The organism is Sphaerimonospora mesophila, assembly GCF_001417795.1.
Taxonomy (GTDB): domain Bacteria; phylum Actinomycetota; class Actinomycetes; order Streptosporangiales; family Streptosporangiaceae; genus Sphaerimonospora; species Sphaerimonospora mesophila.
The window spans coordinates 88,788-110,415 of sequence record NZ_BCBX01000030.1; the positions used below are offsets into that span (position 1 = coordinate 88,788).

24 protein-coding genes and 1 tRNA gene are annotated in these 21,628 nt (G+C 68.2%); 10 read left to right on the forward strand and 15 right to left on the reverse strand.

The features are described from left to right. Nucleotides 1-8: 8 nt before the first annotated feature. Nucleotides 9-458 (reverse strand): ATP-binding protein, encoded by a 450-nt coding sequence (locus AP234_RS00525; RefSeq protein WP_152990149.1) that lies wholly within the window; start codon nt 456-458, stop codon nt 9-11. A 282-nt stretch (nt 459-740) separates the two neighbouring features. Here AP234_RS00525 and AP234_RS00530 point away from each other — a divergent pair, with 282 nt between their 5' ends. Next, nucleotides 741-2,288, forward strand: a complete 1,548-nt coding sequence (locus AP234_RS00530) for a flavin-containing monooxygenase (protein WP_200926178.1) — start codon at nt 741-743, stop codon at nt 2,286-2,288. A gap of 64 nt (nt 2,289-2,352) precedes the next feature. Next, nucleotides 2,353-3,312, forward strand: coding sequence for a quinone oxidoreductase family protein (locus AP234_RS00535; RefSeq protein ID WP_055477516.1), 960 nt, complete (start codon nt 2,353-2,355; stop codon nt 3,310-3,312). 67 nt (nt 3,313-3,379) lie between these two features. Here the strand turns inward: AP234_RS00535 and AP234_RS00540 are convergent, their stop codons facing one another. From AP234_RS00540 to AP234_RS00555, 4 genes are all read right to left on the reverse strand, one after another. Next, nucleotides 3,380-3,754 carry a DCC1-like thiol-disulfide oxidoreductase family protein gene (locus AP234_RS00540; RefSeq protein WP_055477517.1) on the reverse strand — a complete coding sequence of 125 codons (375 nt, stop codon included), beginning with the start codon at nt 3,752-3,754 and terminating at the stop codon, nt 3,380-3,382. A 71-nt stretch (nt 3,755-3,825) separates the two neighbouring features. Beyond that, on the reverse strand, nt 3,826-4,824 hold the full coding sequence (locus AP234_RS00545) for a cobalamin biosynthesis protein (RefSeq protein ID WP_431997932.1): 999 nt from the start codon (nt 4,822-4,824) through the stop codon (nt 3,826-3,828). Between the two features lie 44 nt (nt 4,825-4,868). Next, nucleotides 4,869-5,699 (reverse strand): phosphotransferase, encoded by an 831-nt coding sequence (locus AP234_RS00550; protein ID WP_055477518.1) that lies wholly within the window; start codon nt 5,697-5,699, stop codon nt 4,869-4,871. A 125-nt stretch (nt 5,700-5,824) separates the two neighbouring features. Next, complete coding sequence (locus tag AP234_RS00555) at nt 5,825-7,315, reverse strand: MFS transporter (RefSeq protein WP_055477519.1); 1,491 nt, start codon at nt 7,313-7,315, stop codon at nt 5,825-5,827. Between the two features lie 125 nt (nt 7,316-7,440). Between AP234_RS00555 and AP234_RS00560 the strand changes: the two genes are divergently transcribed. Beyond that, nucleotides 7,441-8,118 carry a TetR/AcrR family transcriptional regulator gene (locus AP234_RS00560; RefSeq protein ID WP_055477520.1) on the forward strand — a complete coding sequence of 226 codons (678 nt, stop codon included), beginning with the start codon at nt 7,441-7,443 and terminating at the stop codon, nt 8,116-8,118. 1,471 nt (nt 8,119-9,589) lie between these two features. Beyond that, nucleotides 9,590-9,663 (forward strand) — tRNA-Arg (locus AP234_RS00565). Between the two features lie 17 nt (nt 9,664-9,680). On the opposite strand, the gene AP234_RS00570 is transcribed toward AP234_RS00565, so the two are convergent. Beyond that, nucleotides 9,681-11,303 carry a tyrosine-type recombinase/integrase gene (locus AP234_RS00570; protein WP_055477521.1) on the reverse strand — a complete coding sequence of 541 codons (1,623 nt, stop codon included), beginning with the start codon at nt 11,301-11,303 and terminating at the stop codon, nt 9,681-9,683. Beyond that, nucleotides 11,300-12,031 carry a helix-turn-helix domain-containing protein gene (locus tag AP234_RS00575; protein ID WP_152990150.1) on the reverse strand — a complete coding sequence of 244 codons (732 nt, stop codon included), beginning with the start codon at nt 12,029-12,031 and terminating at the stop codon, nt 11,300-11,302. Before AP234_RS00575 ends, AP234_RS00570 begins: the two co-directional genes overlap by 4 nt. Nucleotides 12,032-12,209: 178 nt before the next feature. Here AP234_RS00575 and AP234_RS00580 point away from each other — a divergent pair, with 178 nt between their 5' ends. Beyond that, nucleotides 12,210-12,467 (forward strand): hypothetical protein, encoded by a 258-nt coding sequence (locus tag AP234_RS00580; protein WP_235557892.1) that lies wholly within the window; start codon nt 12,210-12,212, stop codon nt 12,465-12,467. A gap of 140 nt (nt 12,468-12,607) precedes the next feature. Then, nucleotides 12,608-13,249 carry a hypothetical protein gene (locus AP234_RS00590; RefSeq protein WP_152990151.1) on the forward strand — a complete coding sequence of 214 codons (642 nt, stop codon included), beginning with the start codon at nt 12,608-12,610 and terminating at the stop codon, nt 13,247-13,249. A 250-nt stretch (nt 13,250-13,499) separates the two neighbouring features. On the opposite strand, the gene AP234_RS37740 is transcribed toward AP234_RS00590, so the two are convergent. Continuing rightward, entirely contained in the window at nt 13,500-13,976 is a 477-nt protein-coding gene (locus tag AP234_RS37740; protein WP_063842716.1) for a GntR family transcriptional regulator, read from the reverse strand. A gap of 132 nt (nt 13,977-14,108) precedes the next feature. Between AP234_RS37740 and AP234_RS00600 the strand changes: the two genes are divergently transcribed. The 3 genes from AP234_RS00600 to AP234_RS00610 all read left to right on the forward strand — a co-directional run bounded on the left by AP234_RS00600 (nt 14,109) and on the right by AP234_RS00610 (nt 14,884). Continuing rightward, nucleotides 14,109-14,327, forward strand: coding sequence for a hypothetical protein (locus AP234_RS00600; RefSeq protein ID WP_055477525.1), 219 nt, complete (start codon nt 14,109-14,111; stop codon nt 14,325-14,327). Beyond that, on the forward strand, nt 14,324-14,611 hold the full coding sequence (locus AP234_RS00605) for a hypothetical protein (RefSeq protein ID WP_055477526.1): 288 nt from the start codon (nt 14,324-14,326) through the stop codon (nt 14,609-14,611). Before AP234_RS00600 ends, AP234_RS00605 begins: the two co-directional genes overlap by 4 nt. Nucleotides 14,612-14,683: 72 nt before the next feature. After that, nucleotides 14,684-14,884 (forward strand): hypothetical protein, encoded by a 201-nt coding sequence (locus tag AP234_RS00610; protein WP_055477527.1) that lies wholly within the window; start codon nt 14,684-14,686, stop codon nt 14,882-14,884. A 97-nt stretch (nt 14,885-14,981) separates the two neighbouring features. Here AP234_RS00610 and AP234_RS00615 read toward each other — a convergent pair whose 3' ends face one another. Beyond that, complete coding sequence (locus AP234_RS00615; protein ID WP_055477528.1) at nt 14,982-15,866, reverse strand: phosphotransferase family protein; 885 nt, start codon at nt 15,864-15,866, stop codon at nt 14,982-14,984. A gap of 17 nt (nt 15,867-15,883) precedes the next feature. Then, a complete protein-coding gene (locus AP234_RS00620; RefSeq protein ID WP_152990152.1) occupies nt 15,884-16,363 on the reverse strand; it encodes a glycine-rich domain-containing protein in 480 nt (159 codons plus the stop codon). Between the two features lie 152 nt (nt 16,364-16,515). On the opposite strand from AP234_RS00620, the gene AP234_RS00625 reads away from it, so the two are divergent. Next, entirely contained in the window at nt 16,516-17,844 is a 1,329-nt protein-coding gene (locus AP234_RS00625; RefSeq protein WP_083501655.1) for a helix-turn-helix domain-containing protein, read from the forward strand. A 29-nt stretch (nt 17,845-17,873) separates the two neighbouring features. Here the strand turns inward: AP234_RS00625 and AP234_RS34495 are convergent, their stop codons facing one another. The 5 genes from AP234_RS34495 to AP234_RS00645 form a co-directional block, all read right to left on the reverse strand. Next, complete coding sequence (locus AP234_RS34495; RefSeq protein ID WP_083501656.1) at nt 17,874-18,404, reverse strand: hypothetical protein; 531 nt, start codon at nt 18,402-18,404, stop codon at nt 17,874-17,876. Further along, the gene (locus AP234_RS00630; RefSeq protein WP_083501657.1) at nt 18,401-19,519 is read right to left on the reverse strand and encodes a helix-turn-helix domain-containing protein; all 1,119 of its coding nucleotides are present in this window, start codon (nt 19,517-19,519) and stop codon (nt 18,401-18,403) included. Before AP234_RS00630 ends, AP234_RS34495 begins: the two co-directional genes overlap by 4 nt. Before the next feature lie 191 nt (nt 19,520-19,710). Then, a complete protein-coding gene (locus AP234_RS00635; protein WP_152990153.1) occupies nt 19,711-20,445 on the reverse strand; it encodes a hypothetical protein in 735 nt (244 codons plus the stop codon). A 148-nt stretch (nt 20,446-20,593) separates the two neighbouring features. Next, nucleotides 20,594-20,989 (reverse strand): hypothetical protein, encoded by a 396-nt coding sequence (locus tag AP234_RS00640; protein ID WP_055477531.1) that lies wholly within the window; start codon nt 20,987-20,989, stop codon nt 20,594-20,596. Next, entirely contained in the window at nt 20,986-21,624 is a 639-nt protein-coding gene (locus tag AP234_RS00645) for a GIY-YIG nuclease family protein (RefSeq protein WP_055477532.1), read from the reverse strand. Before AP234_RS00645 ends, AP234_RS00640 begins: the two co-directional genes overlap by 4 nt. Between the last annotated feature and the right edge of the window lie 4 nt (nt 21,625-21,628).

Below are 21,628 nucleotides of genomic sequence, written 5' to 3' on the forward strand. Positions count from 1 at the left end.
TCCGGCGGTCAGAAGGCCGGCAGTTCCGCCCAGCGGGTGATCACTCCGGAACGGCTGTCGGTGCCGTAGCGAACGGCCAGCGCCTTGATCACGGCGCTGCCGCAGCCGAGCACGTCACGCCGGGAGATGACGCCCGGCCACACGGGCGCCGGCACCCTCTCGGTCTCGGCGACCTCGACGCGGACCACGGTCCGTACGCCGTCCCGGCGCAGGCAGAGCCGCAGCTCGGCCGGCGGCAGGCCGTTCGTGACGGAGTCGGTGACCAGGTCGGAGATCACCAGCACCGCCTCCCGGGCGGCAGCGGCGGGCATCCCCCAGGCCGTCAGCACGCCCTGCGCGCGGCGGCGTACGGCGCCGACTCCCTCGGGGAAGTGCGGCAGTTCACAGGTGTACATGTTCTTGAACGACGGTGCCGTGATGACGGCGGCCGAGCCGTCAATGGTCGGGCAGTTCATCATGCTGTGCTCCTCGGTCACCGGCGGGAGACCCCCTCGGTTTCCCTGCCGTGACCCTCCCGAGTACAGGGATTCACGCGTACGGAAAGACCTGTCTGCATTGGAGCGTAGGAGACGGCGTCACACCCCGCTATCCGCGAGACGAGGGACGCTATCCGGATAACGAACGCATCGGGAAACGGTCCCTCCCCCGTCCCCGGCCCGGCTCACCCCGCCGCGTCGGCGGGTCTCATCCGTGAGACGCTCGCGTCGCATGGGACGACTTCGCGACGGAAACTCAGGGGCATGAACGACATGGGTCACGAAACCAGGCCGCGGCACGGCGACGCCCGGCACTTCGACGTGGTCATCGTGGGCGCGGGCCTCTCCGGGATCGGTGCGGCGTACCGTCTGCAGACGGAGTGCCCGGGGAAGACGTACGCGATCCTCGAGGCCCGCGAGTCGATCGGCGGCACGTGGGACCTGTTCCGATATCCGGGTGTCCGTTCCGACTCCGACATGTTCACCCTCGGATACCCGTTCAAGCCGTGGCACGGGACGAAGGCGCTGGCCGACGGTGAGACGATCCTGTCCTACATCCGCGAGACGGCGGCCGAGTCCGACATCGAGCGGAAGATCCGTTTCTCCAGCAGAGTGGTCGGCGCCGACTTCGACACCGCCACCGCCACGTGGACCCTGACCGTCGAGCGGCGTGGTGCCGAGGGGGTCTCGCGGCACACGGTCACCTGCGGCTTCCTCTACTCGTGCACCGGCTACTACGACTACGACCGGGGATATGACCCCGGATTCCCCGGCGTCGAGGACTTCGCCGGGACCATCGCGCATCCGCAGTTCTGGCCGCGCGACCTCGATCACACCGGCAAGCGGGTGATCGTCATCGGCTCCGGCGCCACCGCCGTGACGATCGTCCCGGCCATGGCGGAGCGGGCCGCCCACGTCACCATGCTGCAGCGCACCCCCACCTGGATCGCCTCGCTCCCCGGGCGGGACGGGTTCGCCGACTGGTGCCGCAGAAGGCTGCCTCAGCGGCTCGCCCATCGGCTCGTCCGTACGAAGAACATCGCCTTCAGCACCATCTCCTACCAGTGGTGCCGCCGCTTTCCCGGGGCGGCGCGCAGGCTCCTGACCTGGCGGGCGGCGCGGGCCCTCGCCGACCGGCGTCTGGTCGCCGACCACTTCACGCCGCCGTACGACGTCTGGGACCAGCGTGTGTGCGCCGTCCCCGACGGGGATCTGTTCCGGGCGGTGCGGTCGGGCCGCGTCGAGGTGGTCACCGACCACGTCGATCGCTTCGTCCCCGAGGGGATCCGCCTGAAATCCGGACGCGTGCTCGATGCCGATGTCATCGTGACCGCGACCGGACTGCGCCTGCAGGCATTCGGCGGCGTGGCGCCGACCGTCGACGGGGTCGAGGTGGCGCTGCCCGAGCAGTTCGTGTGGCGTGGCGCGATGCTGACGGGCATCCCGAACCTCGCGATCTGCATCGGATACACCAACGCCTCCTGGACGCTGCGCGCCGACCTGACCTCGCGTCTGGTCTGCAAAGTGCTCAGGTGGATGGACCGGCACGATTACGCCGCGGTCGTGCCGCACCCCGACCGCGAACTCGAAGAGCGCCCGCTGCTGGACCTGACCTCGGGCTATATCAAGCGCTCCGTCGGCGACTTCCCCAGGCAGGGGCCGCGCGCGCCCTGGCGGGTGCGGCAGAACTACGTGCTCGACGCCGCGACCACGATGCGTACCGACCTGGGCCGCAGCCTCCGCCCCACCCCGCGTGACGCCGTACGTCCCCCTGCCGCGAGCCTCTCCGGGGAGGCGGGGAACAACGCGTGAGGGCGGTGGGTTTGGGGACTGGCAGGAAGAGAACGCCGCAGATACCGCAGACAGGAGTCGCACCATGCGTGCCATCGTCGTCAACACCCCCGGCGGATCCGCCGCGCTGGAGCCCGCCGAACTCCCCGACCCCGTGCCCGGACCGGGCGAGGTGCTGGTGGACGTGGCGGCGAGCGGGGTGAACTTCATCGACGTCTACCATCGCGAGGGCCGCTATCCACTGCCGGTGCCGTTCGTCCCCGGCTCCGAGGGGGCCGGCACGGTCGCGGCGGTGGGCGAGGGCGTCACCGACGTCGTCGTCGGCGACCGCGTCGGCTGGGCCCAGGTGCTCGGCTCGTACGCCACCAAGATCGTGATCCCGGCCGAGAAGGCGATCGTGCTGCCCGCAGGGCTGTCGCCGGACCTCGCGGCCGCCGTACTGCTCCAGGGCCTCACCGCGCACTACCTGACCCACTCCACCTATGCCATTCGGCAGGGCGACCACGTGCTCGTCCACGCCGCGGCCGGCGGCATGGGGCTGCTGCTGACGCAGATCGCCAAGCTGCGCGGCGCCCGGGTGATCGGTACGGTCTCCACCTCCGAGAAGGAGAAGCTCGCCAGGCAGGCCGGCGCCGACGAGGTGATCGGCTACGAGAACTTCGCCGACGAGGTGAAGAAGATCACCGGCGCGGGCGTCGACGTGGTCTACGACGGGGTCGGCGCCGCCACCTTCGACGGCTCGCTCGCGTCGCTGCGCCCGCGCGGCATGCTCGCGTTGTACGGCGGGGCCAGCGGAGCGGTGCCGCCGCTCGACCCGCAGCGGCTGAACACCGCCGGTTCGGTCTTCCTGACCCGGCCCTCGCTCACCCACTACATCGCCGACCGTGACGAGTTGCTGTGGCGGGCGGGCGACGTGCTGGGCTGGGTGGCGTCGGGAGCGCTCAAGGTGCACGTCTCGCAGCGCTACCCGCTCGCCGAGGCGCGCCGTGCGCACGACGACCTGGAGGCCAGGCGCACCACCGGCAAGCTGCTGCTCATCCCCTGATCTTCGAGGGACGCCCTGATCTTCGGGGACGCTTCGATCTTCGGGGACGCCTCGATCTTCGGGGACGTCAGTGCGGCGAGAGGGTGTGACGACCGGGGAGGTGGCGGCGGTAGCGGGACACCATCCGGTAGCCCGCCTCGGCCGCCCAGCTCAGCGGCGGGGCGAGCACGAGCCGGCCGGCCGCACGCCACCTCGTCAGCGGCTGCAGGGCCAGGATCAGCGCGACCGCACGCGCGCCGTGGGCGCGCAGCCCGTCCGGGCCGATGAGCTGTACGGACGCGGCGGCCTGCTCACGGGTGAGCCCGAACGCCGCGAGGTCGACGAACTGCCAGGCGCGCACCGCGGGCATGTACGGCAGCAGCCTCCGCCCGGTGTTCACGCACAACTGGCAGAAACCGCACTCCCCGTCGAACAGCAGCAGGACCCGATTGGAACTGCCCACGATGTCGAATCTATCAATCCGCCGGAGCCCGGCCGCGTCTCTCTCACCCCGCCCGAGCCCGCCCTCGGCGCTCATCGTCGCCTGCGGCCACGGGCGAGCAGGCTCGCCACCCCCAGGGTGCCCGCCGCCAGGGCGACGGCCGTGACCGACACGGCGCGGGCGAGCCGCACGGAGCGGCGGATGTCCGCCACACCCGGCGGCGGGCCGTCGCCGAGCTCTGGGCGGTGCTCCACCCTGCCGCCGTAGTCGTTCACGCCGCCGAGCCGTACGCCGAGTGCGCCGGCGAAGGCGGCCTCGCACCGGCCGGAGTTGGGGCTCGGATGGCGGTGGCCGTCGCGGCGGAGCACGGCGGCGGCCCGGCGCCGGGAGCCGGACACCGTGCCGCCCCTGGCCGCGACGCCGGCCAGCGCCACGGTCAGCAGGCCGGTCAGCCGGGCCGGCAGGAAGTTGGCCGCGTCGTCGAGCCGGGCCGACGCCCACCCGAACCTCTCATAGCGCGGCGACCGGTGGCCGACCATGGCATCGAGCGTGTTGATCGCCCGGTAGGTCAGCAGGCCGGGCACGCCGAAGGCCGCGCCCCACAGCAGCGGGGCGACGACCGCGTCGGAGGTGTTCTCCGCGATCGACTCGATCGTCGCGCGGGCGATCTCCGCGGCGTCCAGCCTCGACGGGTCGCGGCCGCACAGGTGCGGCAGCCGCTCGCGGGCGGCACGCAGATCGCCCGCCTCCAGAGCGGTGGACAGGTGGACGCCCTCTCTGGCGAGGGTCGTGCCGCCGAGCACGGCCCAGGTCGCCGCTGCCGTCACGGCCGTACGGGCGGCGGGGCGCGACCGGGTCAGCCGCTCGGCGGCCAGTCCGATGCCCGCGGCGGCGCCCACGCATACGGTGGCGAAGGCGACCCCGGAGGCACGAGAGTCGCGATATATCCGCTTTTCGAGGGCGGCGACGCGGCCGCCGAAGACGGCGACGGGATGGCCGCGGCGGGGGTCTCCCACCACCAGGTCGATCATGGCGCCGAGTGCGATGCCCGCCGCCGTCGCCCTGCTTCTGATCACGACTTCTCTGATCACGGCCGCAATTGTCCCCTACGTCGGCCGACGCCCGGCCGGGGGCTTCAGACGAGGTGGGCGCGCAGCGCCTCCTCGTTGGCGTCGAGCCAGTCGGCCGCCCGCCTGATCCGTTCGCCCGCGCCGTTCGACCACATCCGGGCCCAGCCGCCGCCCACCGTCCGCGCCTTCTGCCGCATGTGGCCGTACGACCGGTCGAACCGGACGCGGGCCAGCTCCAGCAGGCGCAGCCGGTCGCGCCGGGTCAGGCCGTACGTGTCGCTGAACAGTCGCAGCCGCGCCCCCACGTCCGCCGTCCGCAGCAGCGGATCACGGTCGATCGGGTCGTCGATGGGCGCCCAGTGCCGCAACGTGGTGAGCACGTCGAACAGCCGCGTCGTGGGCCGGGCCAGGTCGAAGTCGATCAGCGCGTACGGCACGGGCCGTACGGACGTTCCCGGCGCGGCGCGCGGCTCGCGGAACACGACGTTGTCCGGGGTGACGTCGCAGTGGCCGATCAGCTCCGGCGCGTCGTCGGGGGCCGAGCCGATCTCCCAGAGCGCGCCCGGCGGCGGGGTGAACGACGCGGCCGCGTCGTGGAAGCGCCGCAGCAGCCGGGCGAGCTCGACGAGGGTCTCGTCGGTGGCGGCATAGTCGGGCAGCGGGCGCATCGGCACCTTGCCCTCGACGAACGTGAGGACCTCCCTGCCGAGGTCGTCGATGCCCAGCACCCGCGGGGCGCCGTCGAATCCGGCCGCCTCCAGGTGCCTCAGCAGCGCGTGCACCGACGGCGACGACGCCCGCATCGGCCGCCGGACGGTGTCCCCCACCCGTACGACTCCCTCGGTGACGTCGCCGCCGTGCAGGGGAATCTCCTGAGGATCCGTACGCGTGGACATGGCCACGCAGCTTAGTGAGCCGAATCACGTCCAGATGGCGGCTCCCGCTGGTTTTGGCAAGTCCTCACGCTGCTTTTGATGGGTGTTCGTGCCGTTTTGCCAGAACAGTCGATTAGATCGACCGGTCATCGGCTGTCGGTGCCGACTTCCGGGATGCCCGCACGGGCGGCGGCGGCCGGGGCCGGCGGTGCCGGGCGAGGGAGCAGGAAGCAGGCCAGCAGTGCCACGGCGAAGAGGGCGAGGCCGATGAGCAGGCTCGTCCGCATGGCTGCGGCGAAGTCACCATCGGTGGTGAGACTGCTGAAGAAGGCGGTGCCGATGGTGGCCGGTCCCGCCGCCACGCCGAGTTGCACGACGGTGTTGACCACGCCGGAGGCCGCACCGCTGTCGGCCGCGCCCGCCCCGGTGAGTGTGATCAGCATCAGTGATGACGCGCCGAGGCCCAGGCCCGCGCCGTAGAGGATGACGGGAACGGCCAGCTGCCAGGGGGTGAGGCCGGTTCCGTACCACGTCACCACGGCGATCATCGAGGCGGTGCCGACCAGCAGCAGCGTCAGGCCGATCATGGGCAGCCTGCGGCCCAGTCTCGGGGCCATCGGCATGCCGATGCCGTTGCCCGCCACGATCCCCACGGTCGCCGGCAGCATGGTCAGGGCCGCCTTCATCGGCGAGTAGTCCAGCCCGTTCTGCAGGTGCAGCGTCAGCACGAAGAACGCGCCCATCCCGCAGTAGAAGATCAGCATGATGAGGTTGCCGACCGACATGGCCCGGCTGCGGAACAGTCCGAGCCGGATCAGCGGCTCGCGGCCACGCCGTTCCCGCGCCCGCTGCCGCGCGGCGAACAGCGCGATGAGGGGCAGCGCGGCGATCATCAGCAGGAACGTCCAGGCCGGCCAGCCCAGCTCACGCCCCTGGACCAGCGGGTAGAGCACGGCGAGCAGCGCAGCGGCCAGCACCATCGCGCTCAACACGTCCGTGCCGCCGCGGCCGGTACCGAACCCGCGGCGCGGCGCGGGCATGACGAACGCGGCGCCGACGGCGGCGGCCAGGGCGATGGGCACGTTGATGAAGAAGATCGTGCGCCAGTGCCAGCCGAACAGGTCGGCCTCGGTGAGCAGGCCGCCCAGCAGCGGTCCGGCGAGGCCGCCGAGCGGGAAGGTCACGCCGTAGAACCCCATCGCTTTGCCCTGCTCGGCCTCGGAGAACTCGGTGTGGATGAACGCCAGCACCTGCGGCACCATCAGACCGGCGAACACGCCCTGCCCGATGCGGGAGGCCAGCAGCACCGCGACGCCCGGCGCGGTGCCGGCCGCGAGCGAGGCGACGCCGAAGCCGGCCGTACCCAGCACGAACAGCGCGCGGTGGCCGAAGCGGTCGCCGAGCCGGCCGCCGGTGATCAGAGTGAGGGCGAAGGCCAGCGTGTAGCCGGTGGCGGTCCACTGCAGCGCCGAGGGCTGGGCGCCCAGGTCGTGCTGGATGGTCGGCAGCGCGATGTTCACGATCTGGTTGTCCACCATGTCCATGAACACCGCGGTCAGCAGCAGGGCCAACGCCGCCCAGCGCCCCCGGTACTGCCCGGCCGGTCGCATCGGTTCTCGTGTCTTCTCGTCTGTCATCTCGTCGTCTCCCTCAGCGATCGGGGTACCGAACTACATGCTTGATAAGCAGTGTCATTCGCCTGCATGACGTTGTCAACCAAACATATGATTAAGTCCGGCGGACGGATGGCAGAATGTTGACTATGACCACAGATCGCCAGGCAGAGAACGGGGCCACGAAGGGACGGCGGTCGGCGCGGCGGGCACCGGCCCCGCACGAGCGGCAGCGCGACCCCGAGCGCACCAAGGCGCGCATCCTGGACGCCGCCATCGAGGAGTTCTCCGCGAAGGGCTTCGCCGGGGCCCGGGTGTCCGAGATCGCCGCGCGCGCCGGCGTGAACCAGCAGCTCATCGCGTACTACTTCGACGGCAAGGAGGGCCTGTACCGGGAGCTCGGCCGGCGGTGGCGGCGCTACGAGGCGCAAACGGTCCCCGATGACATGGACTTCGCCGAGATGATCAAGCACTACGTACGGGTGAGCGTCGACCCCCGGCTCGGCGGGCGACTCCTCGCCTGGGAAGGTCTCGCCGACGCCGGGGAGGACGACGAGGAGGCGCGGGAGCGCAACGCCCGGCTCCGGCACGAGGTGGAGCTGATCCGCGAACGCCAGCGTGCGGGCGAGCTCGACGACCGGTTCGACCCGGCCGCGTTGCTGCTCATCGGAATGAGCGCGGCGAACGCCCTGGTGGTCTACCCACAGCTGGCCCGCGGCCTGTTCGACGCCGACGGCAACTCACCTGAGCTGGTCGAGCACTACGCCGAGCAACTCGCCCAGGTGATCGGCCGCCTCGGTGGCGGCAGCCCCGGCCACTCCGACTGACGAACCGGTCCCCCGTTGACGGCGGTCCGCCGGCCATCGGGCCCAGTCGCCGTCCGCGCCTACCCCGTCTCCTAGCATCCGGGCACGCCGTGCGCCCTTTCTGGGGGTGCCGTGCAGACCGGCGGGTCTTCCTGTCACCCATGGTTGCTGCCGTTCTGATACTGACGCATCACGAAGATGGCCAAGAGCACCATGCCGAGCACGACAGGTGGCGCCCTTGTTGCTCAGCGCCAGGGCGGCGAGCAGACTCACGACGGGTGCTCCGCCTCGAGCCCGAGCGCGCCATGGTCAACACCATGCCCAGGTTCTCATTCGCCGGTTCGGCTCCCTTGAGGGAGAAGCCGTACGCGAAGCCCAGCCGTCCAAGCACCAGCGTGCCCAGCACCCACACCAACCCTTGGATGCGCTCGCGGCGTGACCTACACCTCACAGTAGGACCCCGAGACACCTCGGGGTCCTTTCGCTGTTCGCGAGACCGTAATCACCGCCCACCTGGGACAACGAGCCTGTGAGCATTCCGCGTATGTTCCGCGGCCAGTGGCACAGGACTGGGTTCCTGGATGCCGCGCCGCGGCAAGGGCCTTGAGGACATCTCGCGATTGCAGGCGGCGCTGCACGGTGGCATGCGCTTTGCCTGGCATGGCGATCGCGAAGCCGTAGGTGTCGATGACGCGTGATTCCTACACAAAGCGCCACGACCGATGCACGAGTAGCAATAGTTGCACATTGTGGCAATGTGATAGCGGACTGTGATTGAAGGTGCTGGGATATGGCCCGGCCACCCCGAACAGAAAGCACCTCGAATGACTCCACGAACCGTCCTGACAATGCTGCTCGCCGCTGCGCTCCTGTCTGGCTGCAGCGCAGCTGGGACCGCTCAGACAGCTCCGTCGGCTACCTTTTCACCTTCACCCGAAGAGCGGCCTGCGCACTCCACGCCGAACTGGTGGACTTCACCAACACCACTCGGCCTGCCCGCCACGCCCACGCCCACGGCTGCACCTTCGCCCACGCTCGCGCCACCGAAGACGGGGAAGGCTCGGGCGAAGGTGCAGCCCAAGCCTCTACACCGGAACAAGCCCACGCACAGCACCAAGCGTCCACCCCGGACGTCTGTGCAGTCTGGCGTCCGTCCCGGGGCTTTCTGCTCGCCGCAGGGGGCTCTGGGCCGTACCAGCTCGGGCACGTTGATGCGCTGCACCTCAAGGGGCGGAGATCGCGCCCGCTGGCGTAGCGCTTGATCCAGAGGTCACGACCTGCGAAAACGCGGCCAATGTCATCCGTTGGCCGGTGACGAATCGCAGCCCGAGGTTCCTCCGGCTGCACCGCCGAGATGCGGTCCCCCGGGAGGAAACCACGTACTCTTGCTGCTGCAGGACGCGCGGGCGGGCCGGATGACCGGGACCGCCCGCCATGTATCCGGGAAACCGGTTGTGTACGCACTCCCCGGATCATGCAGAATTAGGCACGAGCGCCCTTAGCTCAGCTGGATAGAGCACCGGACTTCTAATCCGACGGTCGCAGGTTCGAATCCTGCAGGGCGCGCTCACAAAGCCCCGGTCTTACTGGGGCTTTCTCACTTTCCGGGACCTCTTCGGAGGCTGAGAAGGAAGCGGGGAGACCGGAGGGAGACCGCCAGTTTCGGACGCCTCCCCCACCGCGACCGCACGGGGGACCAGCGCCGCACTCGCCTCCGCCGCCGCCCGCGCCACCTCCGGCAGCACCGACGCATACGTGTCAGCGGTGATCCCAATGGACGAGTGCCGCAGCATCGCCGACACCAGCTTCATCTCGTTCCCAGCAGCAAGCGCCAATGTCGCGGCCCCGTGCCGAAGGTCATGCAAGCGGATCGGCGGCACTCCCGCCGCGTAGGCGAGTCGCTCGAACTGGCCGCTCACCCACGTCGGGTCCAGCTCCGAGCCGTCCTCACGGGTGAACACCCGGCCCGTGTCCTGCCATGCCTGGCCCCACTCCAGCCGCTCCTCAAGCTGACGAGTCCGATGGGCTTTCAGCACCGCCACCGTGCCCTTATCGAGCACAACCGTCGGATCAGCCGAGTCGGTCTTCGGCGCCCCTTCTTTCGTCTTCCGGGCGACGACCACCAACTGCTTAGCAACCGTCAACGTGCCCTCGTCAAGGTCGGCATCGACCCAACGCAACCCGCATGCCTCGCCACGGCGCAGCCCCACAAACGCGATCAGGTGGTAGAGGGCGTACAGCCGGTCACCCACGGCGTGGTCCAGGAACACTCCCAGCTGGGCCGGGGTCCACACCATCACCGGAGACGGACGCAGATCCGCCAACATCCACACGTTCACCGTCGACATGGTCGACTTCTCGGCCCGTAGTTCCTCGATCCGCTGTTTAAACGCCTTGTTGAATGCCTCCACCCGCGCCCGCGTCCACACCACACCCTTCGCTCTGCCCGGCGAGTCCAGCTTCACCAAAGCAGCAGCGTTGAACGTCACCAGGTGCTCCCGCTGCGCGTCCGACAGCACCGTCCGGATCGTCGCCCTGATGCGTTGCTTCGTCGTCGGCCCCGTCAGGCGTTTCATCCGCGCTGCTTTCTGCACCTGCGGATCTGGGGACTCACGGTCACGCAGGATCACCGCGTTCTTCTCATCGATCCGCGTGAACACTCGTTCGACGGTGGGCACGTACAGCCGGTCCAGCCGCTCCCCGTCCAGCACCTCACCGAAATGCGCGTCATGGTGGCTGATGTAGTTCACCAGCGTCGACTCGCGGATGTCACCCCGCCGTCGGCGCCGCTCCACCCACTCTGCCCAGTACTCACCGAAGGTCATCGACTGGAGCGGCTGGCCGGCCTTGAACTTCCTCTGGAGTTCCTCGGCCTCGGGGAGTGGCGCCTTCTTGCGGTGGGCGGCGCGGATCATTTCCAGGATCTGCAGGCGCGCCTCATGCCCGTCCGGCCCGGCGTCGGGAATGTCGAGGAGACGGCCGGCCTTCTCGTAGAACTCCTCGAGGTCGGCTTCGCTGCGGAAGCCACCCAAGCGCAGGTAGTGGCGTTTACCGTCCGGGCCTGGGGGGAGTTCGGCCTTGCCGTACCAGGTGCCGTGGTTGGGGTTCCATGAGCCGTTCGACCGGCGGAGCTTGGGGCACTTCGCGCCGAGCTCCCGGCCCGGCTCGTCGCGGCACTTGCACCGCTTGTACCCGTTGGCGTTCACCGGCCGGCCTCCGCCTCGCCGGTGTCGCCGAGCTGGGCGTAGAGGGCGTCTTGCACGCGTGCGATGTCCCCCAGCAACTGCCGCAACGCCTCGTAATGCGCGCGGGTGCGGGCCAGTTTCTCCTCGAGGACATGGGGGTCGGTCTCCCCTCGGGCTCCCCACGCATCCTCCGCGTAGGTCACCTCCCCTTCGATGCGATAGGCGGACAGCGCCGCGTCTAGCGCCTGCCGGTAGCGGTCGGTCACCGTCCGGGCCTGCTGCAGGGCCGCGTCGTCGCCTTCCCAGTCGAACCCGCCCGCGTGAGTGGCAAGCTCGAGGAGGTCCCGCATGCCCACACAGCGGGTTTGCCCTGTCACGTCCGGCAGGTCCATGAGGTACCGCTGCTCGACCCCATCATCGGCGGGCGGCAGGAACAGAGCGCTCACGGGAAGGCCCAGAGCGGTCGCCAGGCTGGCGATCGTGTCAGCGTCGAACTGCCTGACCCTCCGGCCGTCCCAGGACCGCTCAGCCGCGCTCACGGACGCGTTCGACCACACCTGCTCACCAAGACCGCGGTTCAGCCGATCGGCCAGCTCCTCCTGGGTCAGCCCCGCAGCCCGCCGCCAGCGGGCCATGTTGTACGCCACGACCATGTTCGGCGTGATGTGCCGACCTGGAACGTCGGCGTATTCGGACCCCTCCCCAGACACGTGCGTGTGCTGGAGGGGTGCATTCTCTGTGTTGCCCACCCGGCCGAGGGTAGCCGCGCGATCAACACCAGTCCAGAAAATCCCGGCACATCCCGGCACGTTCCGCACCCAGGTTGAAAATCCCGACACATCCCGGCATTCTGTTTGCACACAGAATCACGAATGGATTCACCCTGCAAGCGGAATCCTCTGGCCGCAGCATGTAGGAGGCAGGTCTGTGAAGCGCCACGAAGACTTCCACATGAGCGAGGAAGAGTTGTTCGCCCTCCCTGTGAGCGTGCCCCTCGTTGACGCCGGCAGGGCATTTGGCATGGGCCGCACCAAGTCCTACGAACTCGCCAAAAGCGGCAAGTTCCCCTGCAAGGTCCTCCCGGTAGGCAACGCCTACAGGGTGCCGAAGGTCTACCTGCTCCGCGCCTTGGGCTATGACGTCCAGCCCGCCACGCTCCAGGCACCCGTTGCGGCTGCCTCCTGACGCTCGCCAAACCGAAGGGCCGCCCGCAACGGGGCGGCCCTTCTTGTGTAACCATCTGATTTCAGATGATCACTGTTGGTAATCTACGCGCTCGGTTCGGCCGTCAACCCACTGTCCTAGCCTCGAACGCGGAGCCCGCCATGACCGAGCAGAAGCCCGCCCGCCCCACCAAACGCGGATCCATCATCGCCCTCGCCGGCATGGCCGCAGTGTCCGCAATCATCGTGCCCGCCCTCGCAGCCAAGAACAGCGGCCCCGCGACCCCGCCGCCATCGACTTGGGCGTACACCGAGCCGATACCAACCCCGACCCTCGAGGACACGGCGGCGCCCACGGTGTTCACCACTGAGGAACTCGCCTACCTACGCGCGCTGAACGACGAGTTCGACTACAACCCCTACGACGACGACATCGAGGCCGTGAACGCCGGCCACGAGCTGTGCAACGAGGGAAAGCCGACTATCGATGAGATCGCCGACGACACCTCGGACGTCCCGTACGGCCCGGCGATCAAGCACCTGTGTCCGAAGTACCTGCCGCTCCTACGCAAGGCGAAGGACGCGATCAGCGACGGCGAGTACACCGTCGGCGAGGACATGAAGCCCGGCACCTACAAGACCACACCGGGCCGGATCAGCGACTGCTACTGGGAGCGCAGCACTGGCGGCGGGGACATCATCGCCAACAACTTCATCAACAACGCCCCTCGCGGGGTGACCGTCACCGTCCGAGCGGGCGAGGGCTTCACGAGCCAGGGCTGCGGATACTGGATCCGCAGCTGACCCTTCGGCGCTACCAGTGAACGCGAAGGGCCGACCACATTAGACTGCCCAACAAGCGAAGGGCCCCGGTCCCGTGACGAAGAAAGCCGGAGCCCTGTGTTGCCTCAGCGGGCCTGGGCCAGGTAGGTGCCTACCTGGCCCGCTTCCGTTAACCCGCCGGTGCCAGGCGATCAGAACCGTTTGAGCGTAAGGGCCGCCCCGACTTCCCGGGGCGGCCCTATCGTGTTCTTGAGACCTGCACAGCCGCGTGTTAGCCCTTCGGCCACCTGGCCGGGTCGGTCGCGTACGTGCCCCGCATCGGCACGGTGTACGCCCACCCCTGCTCCCGCAGGATCGCGACCGCGGCGCGGATAGTGCCCTTCGCCACGTCGAACCGCTGGGCGAGCATCGTCTCGCTCGGGAGGGGCACGTCCCGCTCGTACCGGCCGGCGCGAATCTCCTCGGCGAGCTCCGCCGCGATCGACGCCGCCTTGGTGCTCTTCGGGTTGTGCGGGGTGCCCTCCGGCCCGACGAACGTACCCCGGCCGCGGACTGTGTGAACGAGCCCACGCTCCCGCAGCACAGCGATGGCCTTGCGGGCGGTGATCCGCGCGACACCCCACCGTGCGACGATCTGCGCCTCACTCGGCGCCAACTGGCCAGGCTGCAGCTGCCCAGCGGTGATGTCCTGCTGGATCTGCTCGGCTACCTGCACGTATAGGGGCACGGGTCCTCTCGGGTTGAGCACGTCGGAGACGCTAGGTGGGCTAGCTCCTGCATCTATGTTGCACTACAGGTGCTTGCGTGATCTAGCACATCTTTTGGTTGCTATAGAACAAGGTCTAGAGCGATTACGCCATGTAGCTATACCGTGCCTCATATGAACGACGTCGCCACCACCTCACTCGATACCGTCCACGCCGCATTCCCAGCGTGGACGTGCTGGCAGTCCGACCGAGGCCGCTGGTGGGCCACCCGTAAGGGCACCATCACCCAGGCGCAGATGGACAACGGGTGCTCGGTCACCGTAGACGCCGACACCCTCACCGATCTGGCCGAGGTCCTCGCAGAGCAAGAGCAACTCCGGGAGCAGCCGTGATCCGCCCCACCGCCGGTCATGAAGGGTGCGGCATCCACGTCCCCGACACGCCGAACAAGGACCACCAGGCGATCGAATGGACACCCGCAACCAACGCCTACCAGCGGGCCCGCCAGTTGCAGTGGACCTGCCAGTCCCGCCGGGTGGTGTACTACCTGCTCTCCGCTGGTGGGCGGCTCATCATCAAGAAGGTCGACGGCCGGGAGGCGTTCCTCTCGCCCCCGATGCTGTACCCCGACGGGGAGGAACTCTGGTCGGCGCTGCTCCGCGGCGACGCCGCCTAGAAACAGAACAAGACGTGCTTGTTTTGAGACAACTGATAGACCAGCGGGCCGCCGTGCTTGTACCGTCCTCGTATGCCAGGCCGCGTTGAGCTCCTCCAGCCGCTGGTCGCACTCGACGCGGCCGGCACTTCCGAGCACGGCCCACACTCGCACGCCCCGCTCGAGGGGCACGAGGCCGTGGCATGGACCGGCCACCGGGCAGGGTGGCCGGTCTCGTGCATTGTTGTGGACCTGCCGTTCCTGCGGCACCGCCCGATAGAGCTACCCGCCTGATGCGGTTCCCCTGCGCAGGCGGGTGTTAGACGGCGGTCCCGTCCCGGCTGACTGACGAAAGCACAGCGGAAGCAGGGGCGGGGCCGCCCACCACCCGTCACCGGCAGCGGTACTCCACCCACGCCCGCGCCGCCGCAGCCGCGGTGGTACGCCGAGCCCGGAGATGCTCCGGCCCGTTGATGGCCATGTACGTGGAGAACAGCGTGCGCAGGCCGGCGAGTCCCGTCACCGTCGTCGCGGGTGCCGCGTGCCAGGCCGGGACCCGGGCGGCGACCTGATGCTCGGCCTCCCTTGGGGTGTGACCGGCCGCGATCAGGCGTGGCACCAGCCACACAGCGTCTACCCAGGCGGCACCGCGGCAGGCCAGCGACCAGTCGATGATCCGCGCCCGGGTGGGGGTGATCAGTACGTTCTCGGCGTGCAGGTCCGCGTGTAGCAGCGTGTCACCGGTCAGGGCCTCGACGTCCAGGAGGTCGAGAGCGGAAGCGCACAGGCCTATCCCGGCGTCCCTGGGGTCGGCCAGGAGCTTGTCTGCGTACCCACGCATCCCCAGGATCTTCCCCTCGATGCTGGGAGCCTCCTGCCACGGGCACGGGGTGAGCGCCTCACCGAGGCCGGCAACAGCGTCGAGCACAGCGGGGATGTCCGGCGAGCCGGGCGTGAGATCGGCCTCGCGCCCGGCGACGTACTCAAAGAGCAGCATCAGCCAGCCCGCGGCGTGCCCGCTCCACAGCATGCGTGGAGCGGGCACCTTCTCGGGTAGCAGGAGGTTTGCCTGCTGCTCGCGGTCGTAGTGGTGCAGGGCAGGGGAACGCACGGGGACGGCCTTGAGGAACAAGCTCCCAGCCTGAGCGTGCAGGCGTGCAGCGACCCCGACGGTCAGCCCCGCCTCGGCCGACCACGCGCTCGTGACCGTGCCGAAGCGGTCCTCGACCGCGGCCCGGGCCGTAGGCGGGAGGTCGTCCCACTGCCATCGCCGCACCGGTGCTCCCCTCGATGTCAGTTGCTGTCCACGCAGCCCTGGTGGCACTGGTGGCAATTCGTCGTGTCGCACGCGGCTGCGGTGTGCCACAGCTCGTCATCGACGGCCATCCCCAGCTCACGCATCACGTTCACGGTCTCCGCGACCGTACAGCCGCCCGCGGCACGGGCCGGGTCGTCGTCCGGCTGGTGATGGATGAACCGCCCGGCGACAGTTTCGCAGAAGGCGGCGTAGTCGCGCGTGTAGAGGACGAAGGTGTGCCAGCCGATGTCCACGGCCGCCGAGGGCGCAAGTCCCCGGCCCGAGTTCTTCGCGCAGGCATACAGGAACGCCAACGCCTGGCTCATGATGCGATCGGCCTCCTCCACGCTGGTGCCGTGGTCACCGACGATCCGCAGCACGAGCCGCTCGAACAGCGACTCACTGACGAGTGTTCTCGGGTCGGGGATCGTGGCCGGGCGGGCGGCGTCCACGACAACGCCAGGCATGATCGTCATGCCGTCTCCTTTCGAGGACTGGGCGGCACCCGCCAGCGGGTCTACGCTGCGAGCAGCCGCCTCTTCACCCACGGTCGCCTCTTCGTGGACCACTGCCCAGAGGGCGGGTGTTGCCGCAACACACCAGCAACACCCCGAGAGAGCTGGTACCGATGCACGAGCACACCGAGGCCGCGCACATGTTCGGCCAGGCACTCCGCCACCTACGTCAACGGGCCGGGCTGTCCCAGCGGGAGCTGAGCAGACGCGCTCTCTACGACCACACCAGGATCAGCCGGGCCGAGCAGGGCGAGATCCTCATCCCCGCCGAGCAGGTCAAAGCACTGGACACTGCACTGAGAGCGGACGGGCTTCTGCTAGCGCTCCGCCATGCCCTCGACCGTAAGCCGCTCAGCCCCGCCAGCCGAGATTTCTCCCAGCGTTGCACCTGCGGTCACGGACTCCTCGGATACCGTCAGAAAGATCACAGTTTCATATGGCCGCCCGCGCCCCTGCAGGGAGAACTCATGACGACAGCCAGCGGTCTGCCCGCCGTCCGGGAATCCCTGCGCCTGGCCCTGCTCGACACCCCGCACGGAGACCCTGTCATAGCGGAGCTGGCCCAAGCCGCCGTCGAGCACTACGCCCTGAACTACTCCAAGCACCCGCCGACCGTCCTGTTCGATGAGGTCCACGCCACCCGGGGCCTACTGGCCGGCGCACTAGCAGCGCCAGCACCGCCTGACGTTGCGCTGGAGCTCCGCCGCGCCGCGGGCTGGCTGTCAGGGCTGCTGGGCAACCTCGCCTATCACCTGGCCGACCACACCGGCGCCCGCGCTCACCTCGCGGTGGCAGCCACGCTCGGGCAGCACGTCGGCGACGCACGGCTCACCGCGTGGGCATACGGGGCGCAGAGCATGGTTGCCCTCCACCGGGGCGCGCCCGTACTCGCGCAGCAGCTCGCCGAAACAGGCCTCGCCCACGCCCCTACACCACTCGCCCGCGCCCAAGTGCTCGGCTGGGCGATGCTCCCCGCGCTGGCCCGACTCGGCCAGGCCGCGGCAGCCGACCAGGTCCTGAGAGACGCGACGAACGCCCTAAACACGGCGGCAGGAGGGGAACCAGGCCGGTTCGGTTTCGACGCCGCCGAGCTGGCGCTACACGAAGCAGACGCGCACCTGACGCTCGGCCAGCACGACCAGGCCGCGACGCGGGCGGAAGCGTCCGCCGCCAACAGCATCCCTGAGACGCCGGGGTGGGCTGCCGCCACGCTGGTGCTCGCCCAGGCAGAAGCCGCCCGCGAGGCAGGAGACGCCGCCAGCCGTGGGCTTGACGTGCTGGCCCGGGTCCCTGCCGAGCGGCTCCGTTCCACGGCGCGTGCCAGGCTGGACCGACTCGCTGCAGCGTTGACGGGCGTGGATACTGCCGCGGTGCGGGAGCTGGCAGAGCACGTGCGTGCCCTGCCGCCAGCGATCGACGTCCATGGGCGGAGCGCTGGCTAAGAAGAAGCAGGCGAAACTGGCCAAGGAGGTCAGAGGTTCGCCTGGCTTCGGGGAACTCGCACACTCCGGCCGCGCTGCTGCATGAGCTGGAGAAGCTTATAGCCCTCGCTCCGCGAACAGCATCCATCGTTCACGCCTTCACTGATCAGCTCCGCTGTGTCCCGCGTCGTGATCCCGATGTTCCGGGCATACTCCTGAGCATCGTAATCATCTGTGATCCAGTACGAGCCCGCATACGCTGGCCAGTTGCGGATCACATGGCAAGTTTGAGCTTCGCCAAGATGCTTCAGCGGCTCCTGCTGTTTACCGTTGAAGACCGCCCGTCGCACACGTTCGACCTGTTGTGCGTCATCGATGTCAATCTCGATGGGTTCCCCGAGCCAGCCGTCTGAGGCGACACTTCGCAGGTCTGGATAGAACTGCGCAGACCTGCTGACCTCGTAAGCGATTGCCTCAGTCCAACGGCCGCGCTCCCGCAAGATTCTGCGTAAAAGCTGAAGCTCATCTACTGCGGCGAAGTTACACAGAACCGTGTTGTCGGGGAACCAGTACCAGGTCATGACGCGAGGGGAGAGTCCTCTCTCATGTCGTTGATCGCCTGCCGAAGCGTGGCCGTATCAACGCCAATCAGGTCCGCGAACGGGCGGAGTGTGGATTTCCCCTCAGCGTACGCCTGGAAGGTGGTTCGGACTAGCGGCGTGGGAATCCGGGACCGCGATGCCTGTTGGAGCCACTCGCCAAGCGACTCCACCTCTCCGGCCAGGAACGCGGCATCCCACGCCGTCATTGTACGGAATGACTCGCAAAGGTTGCGATCTATGATCCTGAGGTTGAACAGCCTCCAGGCGAGGGTGCTTGGGGAAACCCAGAGCCGGCAAGCCAGCTTGGCGAACGCCTCCCGGTTCCAACTTGCACCCCTTGTTTGCTCTTGCAGCACCCGCGCGGGTAGAAGCAGCTCTGCGGCGAACGCATTCGCCCGCTTCTCTGATGCCTGCTTCTTGTGCTCGACGTCATTGATGTTCACGTCCACGTTGAGCTTCTGATCGTCTCGGGCGAGGAGGTGACCTAGCTCGTGCGCGATGGTGAATCTCTGACGTGCTGGGATCTCGGATGTTCCCACTACGATCAATGCCGAGCAGTCATCGGTCCAAGACATTCCGTCAAAGCCGTCCGGCTGTTTGTGCACTCGGACGTCCACTCCGAACGCGTCTTCGACGGCCTTGGCCAAGTCTCGGCTCTTCCAGAGTGCGATCTGCCTGCTGAGGGCGTACTCGGTAGCGCTGACCGCCAAGTTCGTGCCTTGCTCTACCGCTGTCCCGCCAGTCAGCTCAAAGCTCGGTATTTCCTGTCGGTAACCGAGAAATGCGAGGTCAGCACGCATCTGGGCGAGACGCTCTGCTTCCCTGATGGCGGCATCAGCGGAGGACAGTGGAGACGTGGCTGTGCGTGCAGCCATTGATGGTGTTATGGGGTCCGCGCCCAGCAACCAGTCGACGGTGACCCCGCAAAGATCAGCTATGCGTGCGAGGTCCAGTGATGTGAATCGCCGGACACCGGACAGAGATTTTGACATCTTGGATGCGTCCAGGCCCGCCCTGCCGGCGAACTCTGCTTGCGTGAGGCCACTGTCTGTGATCAGTTGGCGCACTCGCCCTGCGGTCTTCTCCCCGGCCATGAGAAGATTCTACGTTGGGGTTGCGAAAATCGCAATAGATATCGGATCATGGAAGGTTGCACTCAGCGCAGCCACTCCGGCACTCGCTGACATGTTCGAATGACATCGCCCTCGTACCCTGATCCTGATAGCCGTGGACTTCGGAGCGCCGCGGGCATACCCGACCGCGCCACCGAGTTGAGCCGTCCCCGTCACACTTCTGGGCGCCTCCGACGCTTGCGGCTCGCTCCCCGGGTTCTACGGAGCAACACCCGCGCCGCAGCATCTCCCAAGTGGTAGCGGTAAGGATGCCCCGGCACGACCTCGTGCCCACGCAGCAACTCCCGCACTCGGCGCGCGCTGACTTTCCCGTTGCGCAGCATCCGGGCCAGGTCTGCCGCTGTGACCAACATCCCCGCATCCTCCGACGAAGCCGAAGGATGCGAGCCGCCAGGCTTGTCGGCCCCCTGCGCTGGATCGTCCTCTGCTGGCTCGGCCGTTGCTGGCTCCACATCATCATGAGCCTGCACTCGGCTGTTGGCGATCCACTGTCCGATCCGCCGGTCGATCCGATCATCGATTCGGTTAGCGACCCGCGCCTGTACCAGCGTGTCTAACCGCCCAGTCAGTCGGGTGTCGAAGTGGTCGTCGAGCCGCTGTCGTAGATTCTTGTCCGCCCACCAGTCGGCCCAGGTGAAGAACCTGGCGTCGAACTTCTCTCCGATGAAGTCGTCTGCTCTCGCGTCGAAGTACGCGTCGAGGAGTTCTTTCAGGTCGGCCTTGGGTAGGGCGTCGAACTGTTCCCGGAACGCGGCGTCGAAGTACGCGCCGATCTGCTCCTTCAGCTCTGCGCCAGCCCAGGCCTGAAGCCGCGCGTCTACGCGGGCGTCGAACTCGTCGCTTGCCCATTCCTCGACCCACCGTGTGACCAGCGCCTTGAGCCCCATGGAGTCCCCTCGCCAAGAGTCCGGGAAGGTGCCGCTGAACGCCACGGTACGAAGCATGGACAAGTCCGGATAGTCGTCACAAGGGGCATGTTCCCGTCGCCTCGAAGAGATGAAATTCGGGGGTCGACAAAGCGACGAACAGCTGCTGTTACTGGACGTCCTGCCATAGCCCGATCTGCTCGTCGGACTCGGTTGCGGCGGCCACGTCGTCGAGCGTCACGGCGCCGGCGGGCTGGACGGGTCGGGGCATGCAGGCCGTGCAGCCGAGGTTCGGCCAGCGCTTGGCCGTCCACGTTCCGGGAGTCAGCCGTTTGCCGCAGCGTGTCCGGTCGAGATGCCGACCGTCGATGGTGTGGCCGACGTCGTCGCGGGGGCTACCTCCGTGGTTGAACACCACGTAGTGGCTGACTGCGATCGGCCACCAGGACTGGCAGCGGGTGCAGGTCAGGCCGATCGGCCGGGGAGGCCGGGCTTCGGTGTCGCACCACGCCTTGAGGTCGTGTCCGGTGGGGATGCACTGGTCCGTACGTTCCGGAATGATCATCTGCTGGCCTTCTTGTTGAGGTATGGCTTGTACTGCTTCAGAAGGCGATCCTCGAGCTGGTAGGCGGCCTCCCGGTCAGTGCAGGGGTAGGCCACCCAGCGAGCGAAGTCCTTCCTCGCCTGCCCTGCCTGCCCCTTGCCGTGGTAGTGCGCATCGAGGCGGGTCTTGAATCTCGACGTGCTGCCGACATAACAGGGCTCGTTCAGACGGTCGAAGAGGACGTAGACGACTGCTTGCCCGTCTCGTGGCCGCGGGTCGTGGGGTTCGAGATCGGCAAGCCCGGACCAGAAGCCGTCCTCGTTTTGCTCGTACCGTTTGCTGAAGCGTCCTGCGCTCTGCTGGTACATCGAGTTGTAGCGGACTGGCATGGCCTCGTTCCAGAGCGCGGTGATCGTTGGCCGCTGGTGCCTGTGGGCCTCTTTGCCGTCCAACCCTGGCGTGACCATCAAGCTGCGGTAGCGGGTGTAGATGTCGAGGAACTCCTCGAAGTTGAGCTTGCCGGCGGCGTAGTCGCATTTGATCCGGTGGAGCACCTGCCGTTCGGCGTCAAGCTGGGCCTGCATGAGTTTGTCGATCTTCCGGGCGATGAGTTCGATGTGCTGGAAGGTCGCGCCGTAGGGATCAGTTTCGGTCACGAGG

Coding starts and splice junctions, on each gene's coding strand:
- AP234_RS00620 (WP_152990152.1), bottom strand. CDS start 16,363: ATGACGATCATGCCTGGCGTTGTCGTGGACGCCGCCCGCCCGGCCACG.
- AP234_RS00625 (WP_083501655.1), top strand. CDS start 16,516: ATGCACGAGCACACCGAGGCCGCGCACATGTTCGGCCAGGCACTCCGC.
- AP234_RS00550 (WP_055477518.1), bottom strand. CDS start 5,699: ATGTCCACGCGTACGGATCCTCAGGAGATTCCCCTGCACGGCGGCGAC.
- AP234_RS00530 (WP_200926178.1), top strand. CDS start 741: ATGAACGACATGGGTCACGAAACCAGGCCGCGGCACGGCGACGCCCGG.
- AP234_RS00525 (WP_152990149.1), bottom strand. CDS start 458: ATGATGAACTGCCCGACCATTGACGGCTCGGCCGCCGTCATCACGGCA.
- AP234_RS00535 (WP_055477516.1), top strand. CDS start 2,353: ATGCGTGCCATCGTCGTCAACACCCCCGGCGGATCCGCCGCGCTGGAG.
- AP234_RS00640 (WP_055477531.1), bottom strand. CDS start 20,989: ATGATCATTCCGGAACGTACGGACCAGTGCATCCCCACCGGACACGAC.
- AP234_RS00610 (WP_055477527.1), top strand. CDS start 14,684: ATGCCAGGCCGCGTTGAGCTCCTCCAGCCGCTGGTCGCACTCGACGCG.
- AP234_RS00635 (WP_152990153.1), bottom strand. CDS start 20,445: ATGGGGCTCAAGGCGCTGGTCACACGGTGGGTCGAGGAATGGGCAAGC.
- AP234_RS00590 (WP_152990151.1), top strand. CDS start 12,608: ATGACCGAGCAGAAGCCCGCCCGCCCCACCAAACGCGGATCCATCATC.
- AP234_RS00555 (WP_055477519.1), bottom strand. CDS start 7,315: ATGACAGACGAGAAGACACGAGAACCGATGCGACCGGCCGGGCAGTAC.
- AP234_RS00560 (WP_055477520.1), top strand. CDS start 7,441: ATGACCACAGATCGCCAGGCAGAGAACGGGGCCACGAAGGGACGGCGG.
- AP234_RS00630 (WP_083501657.1), bottom strand. CDS start 19,519: ATGGCCGGGGAGAAGACCGCAGGGCGAGTGCGCCAACTGATCACAGAC.
- AP234_RS00600 (WP_055477525.1), top strand. CDS start 14,109: ATGAACGACGTCGCCACCACCTCACTCGATACCGTCCACGCCGCATTC.
- AP234_RS34495 (WP_083501656.1), bottom strand. CDS start 18,404: ATGACCTGGTACTGGTTCCCCGACAACACGGTTCTGTGTAACTTCGCC.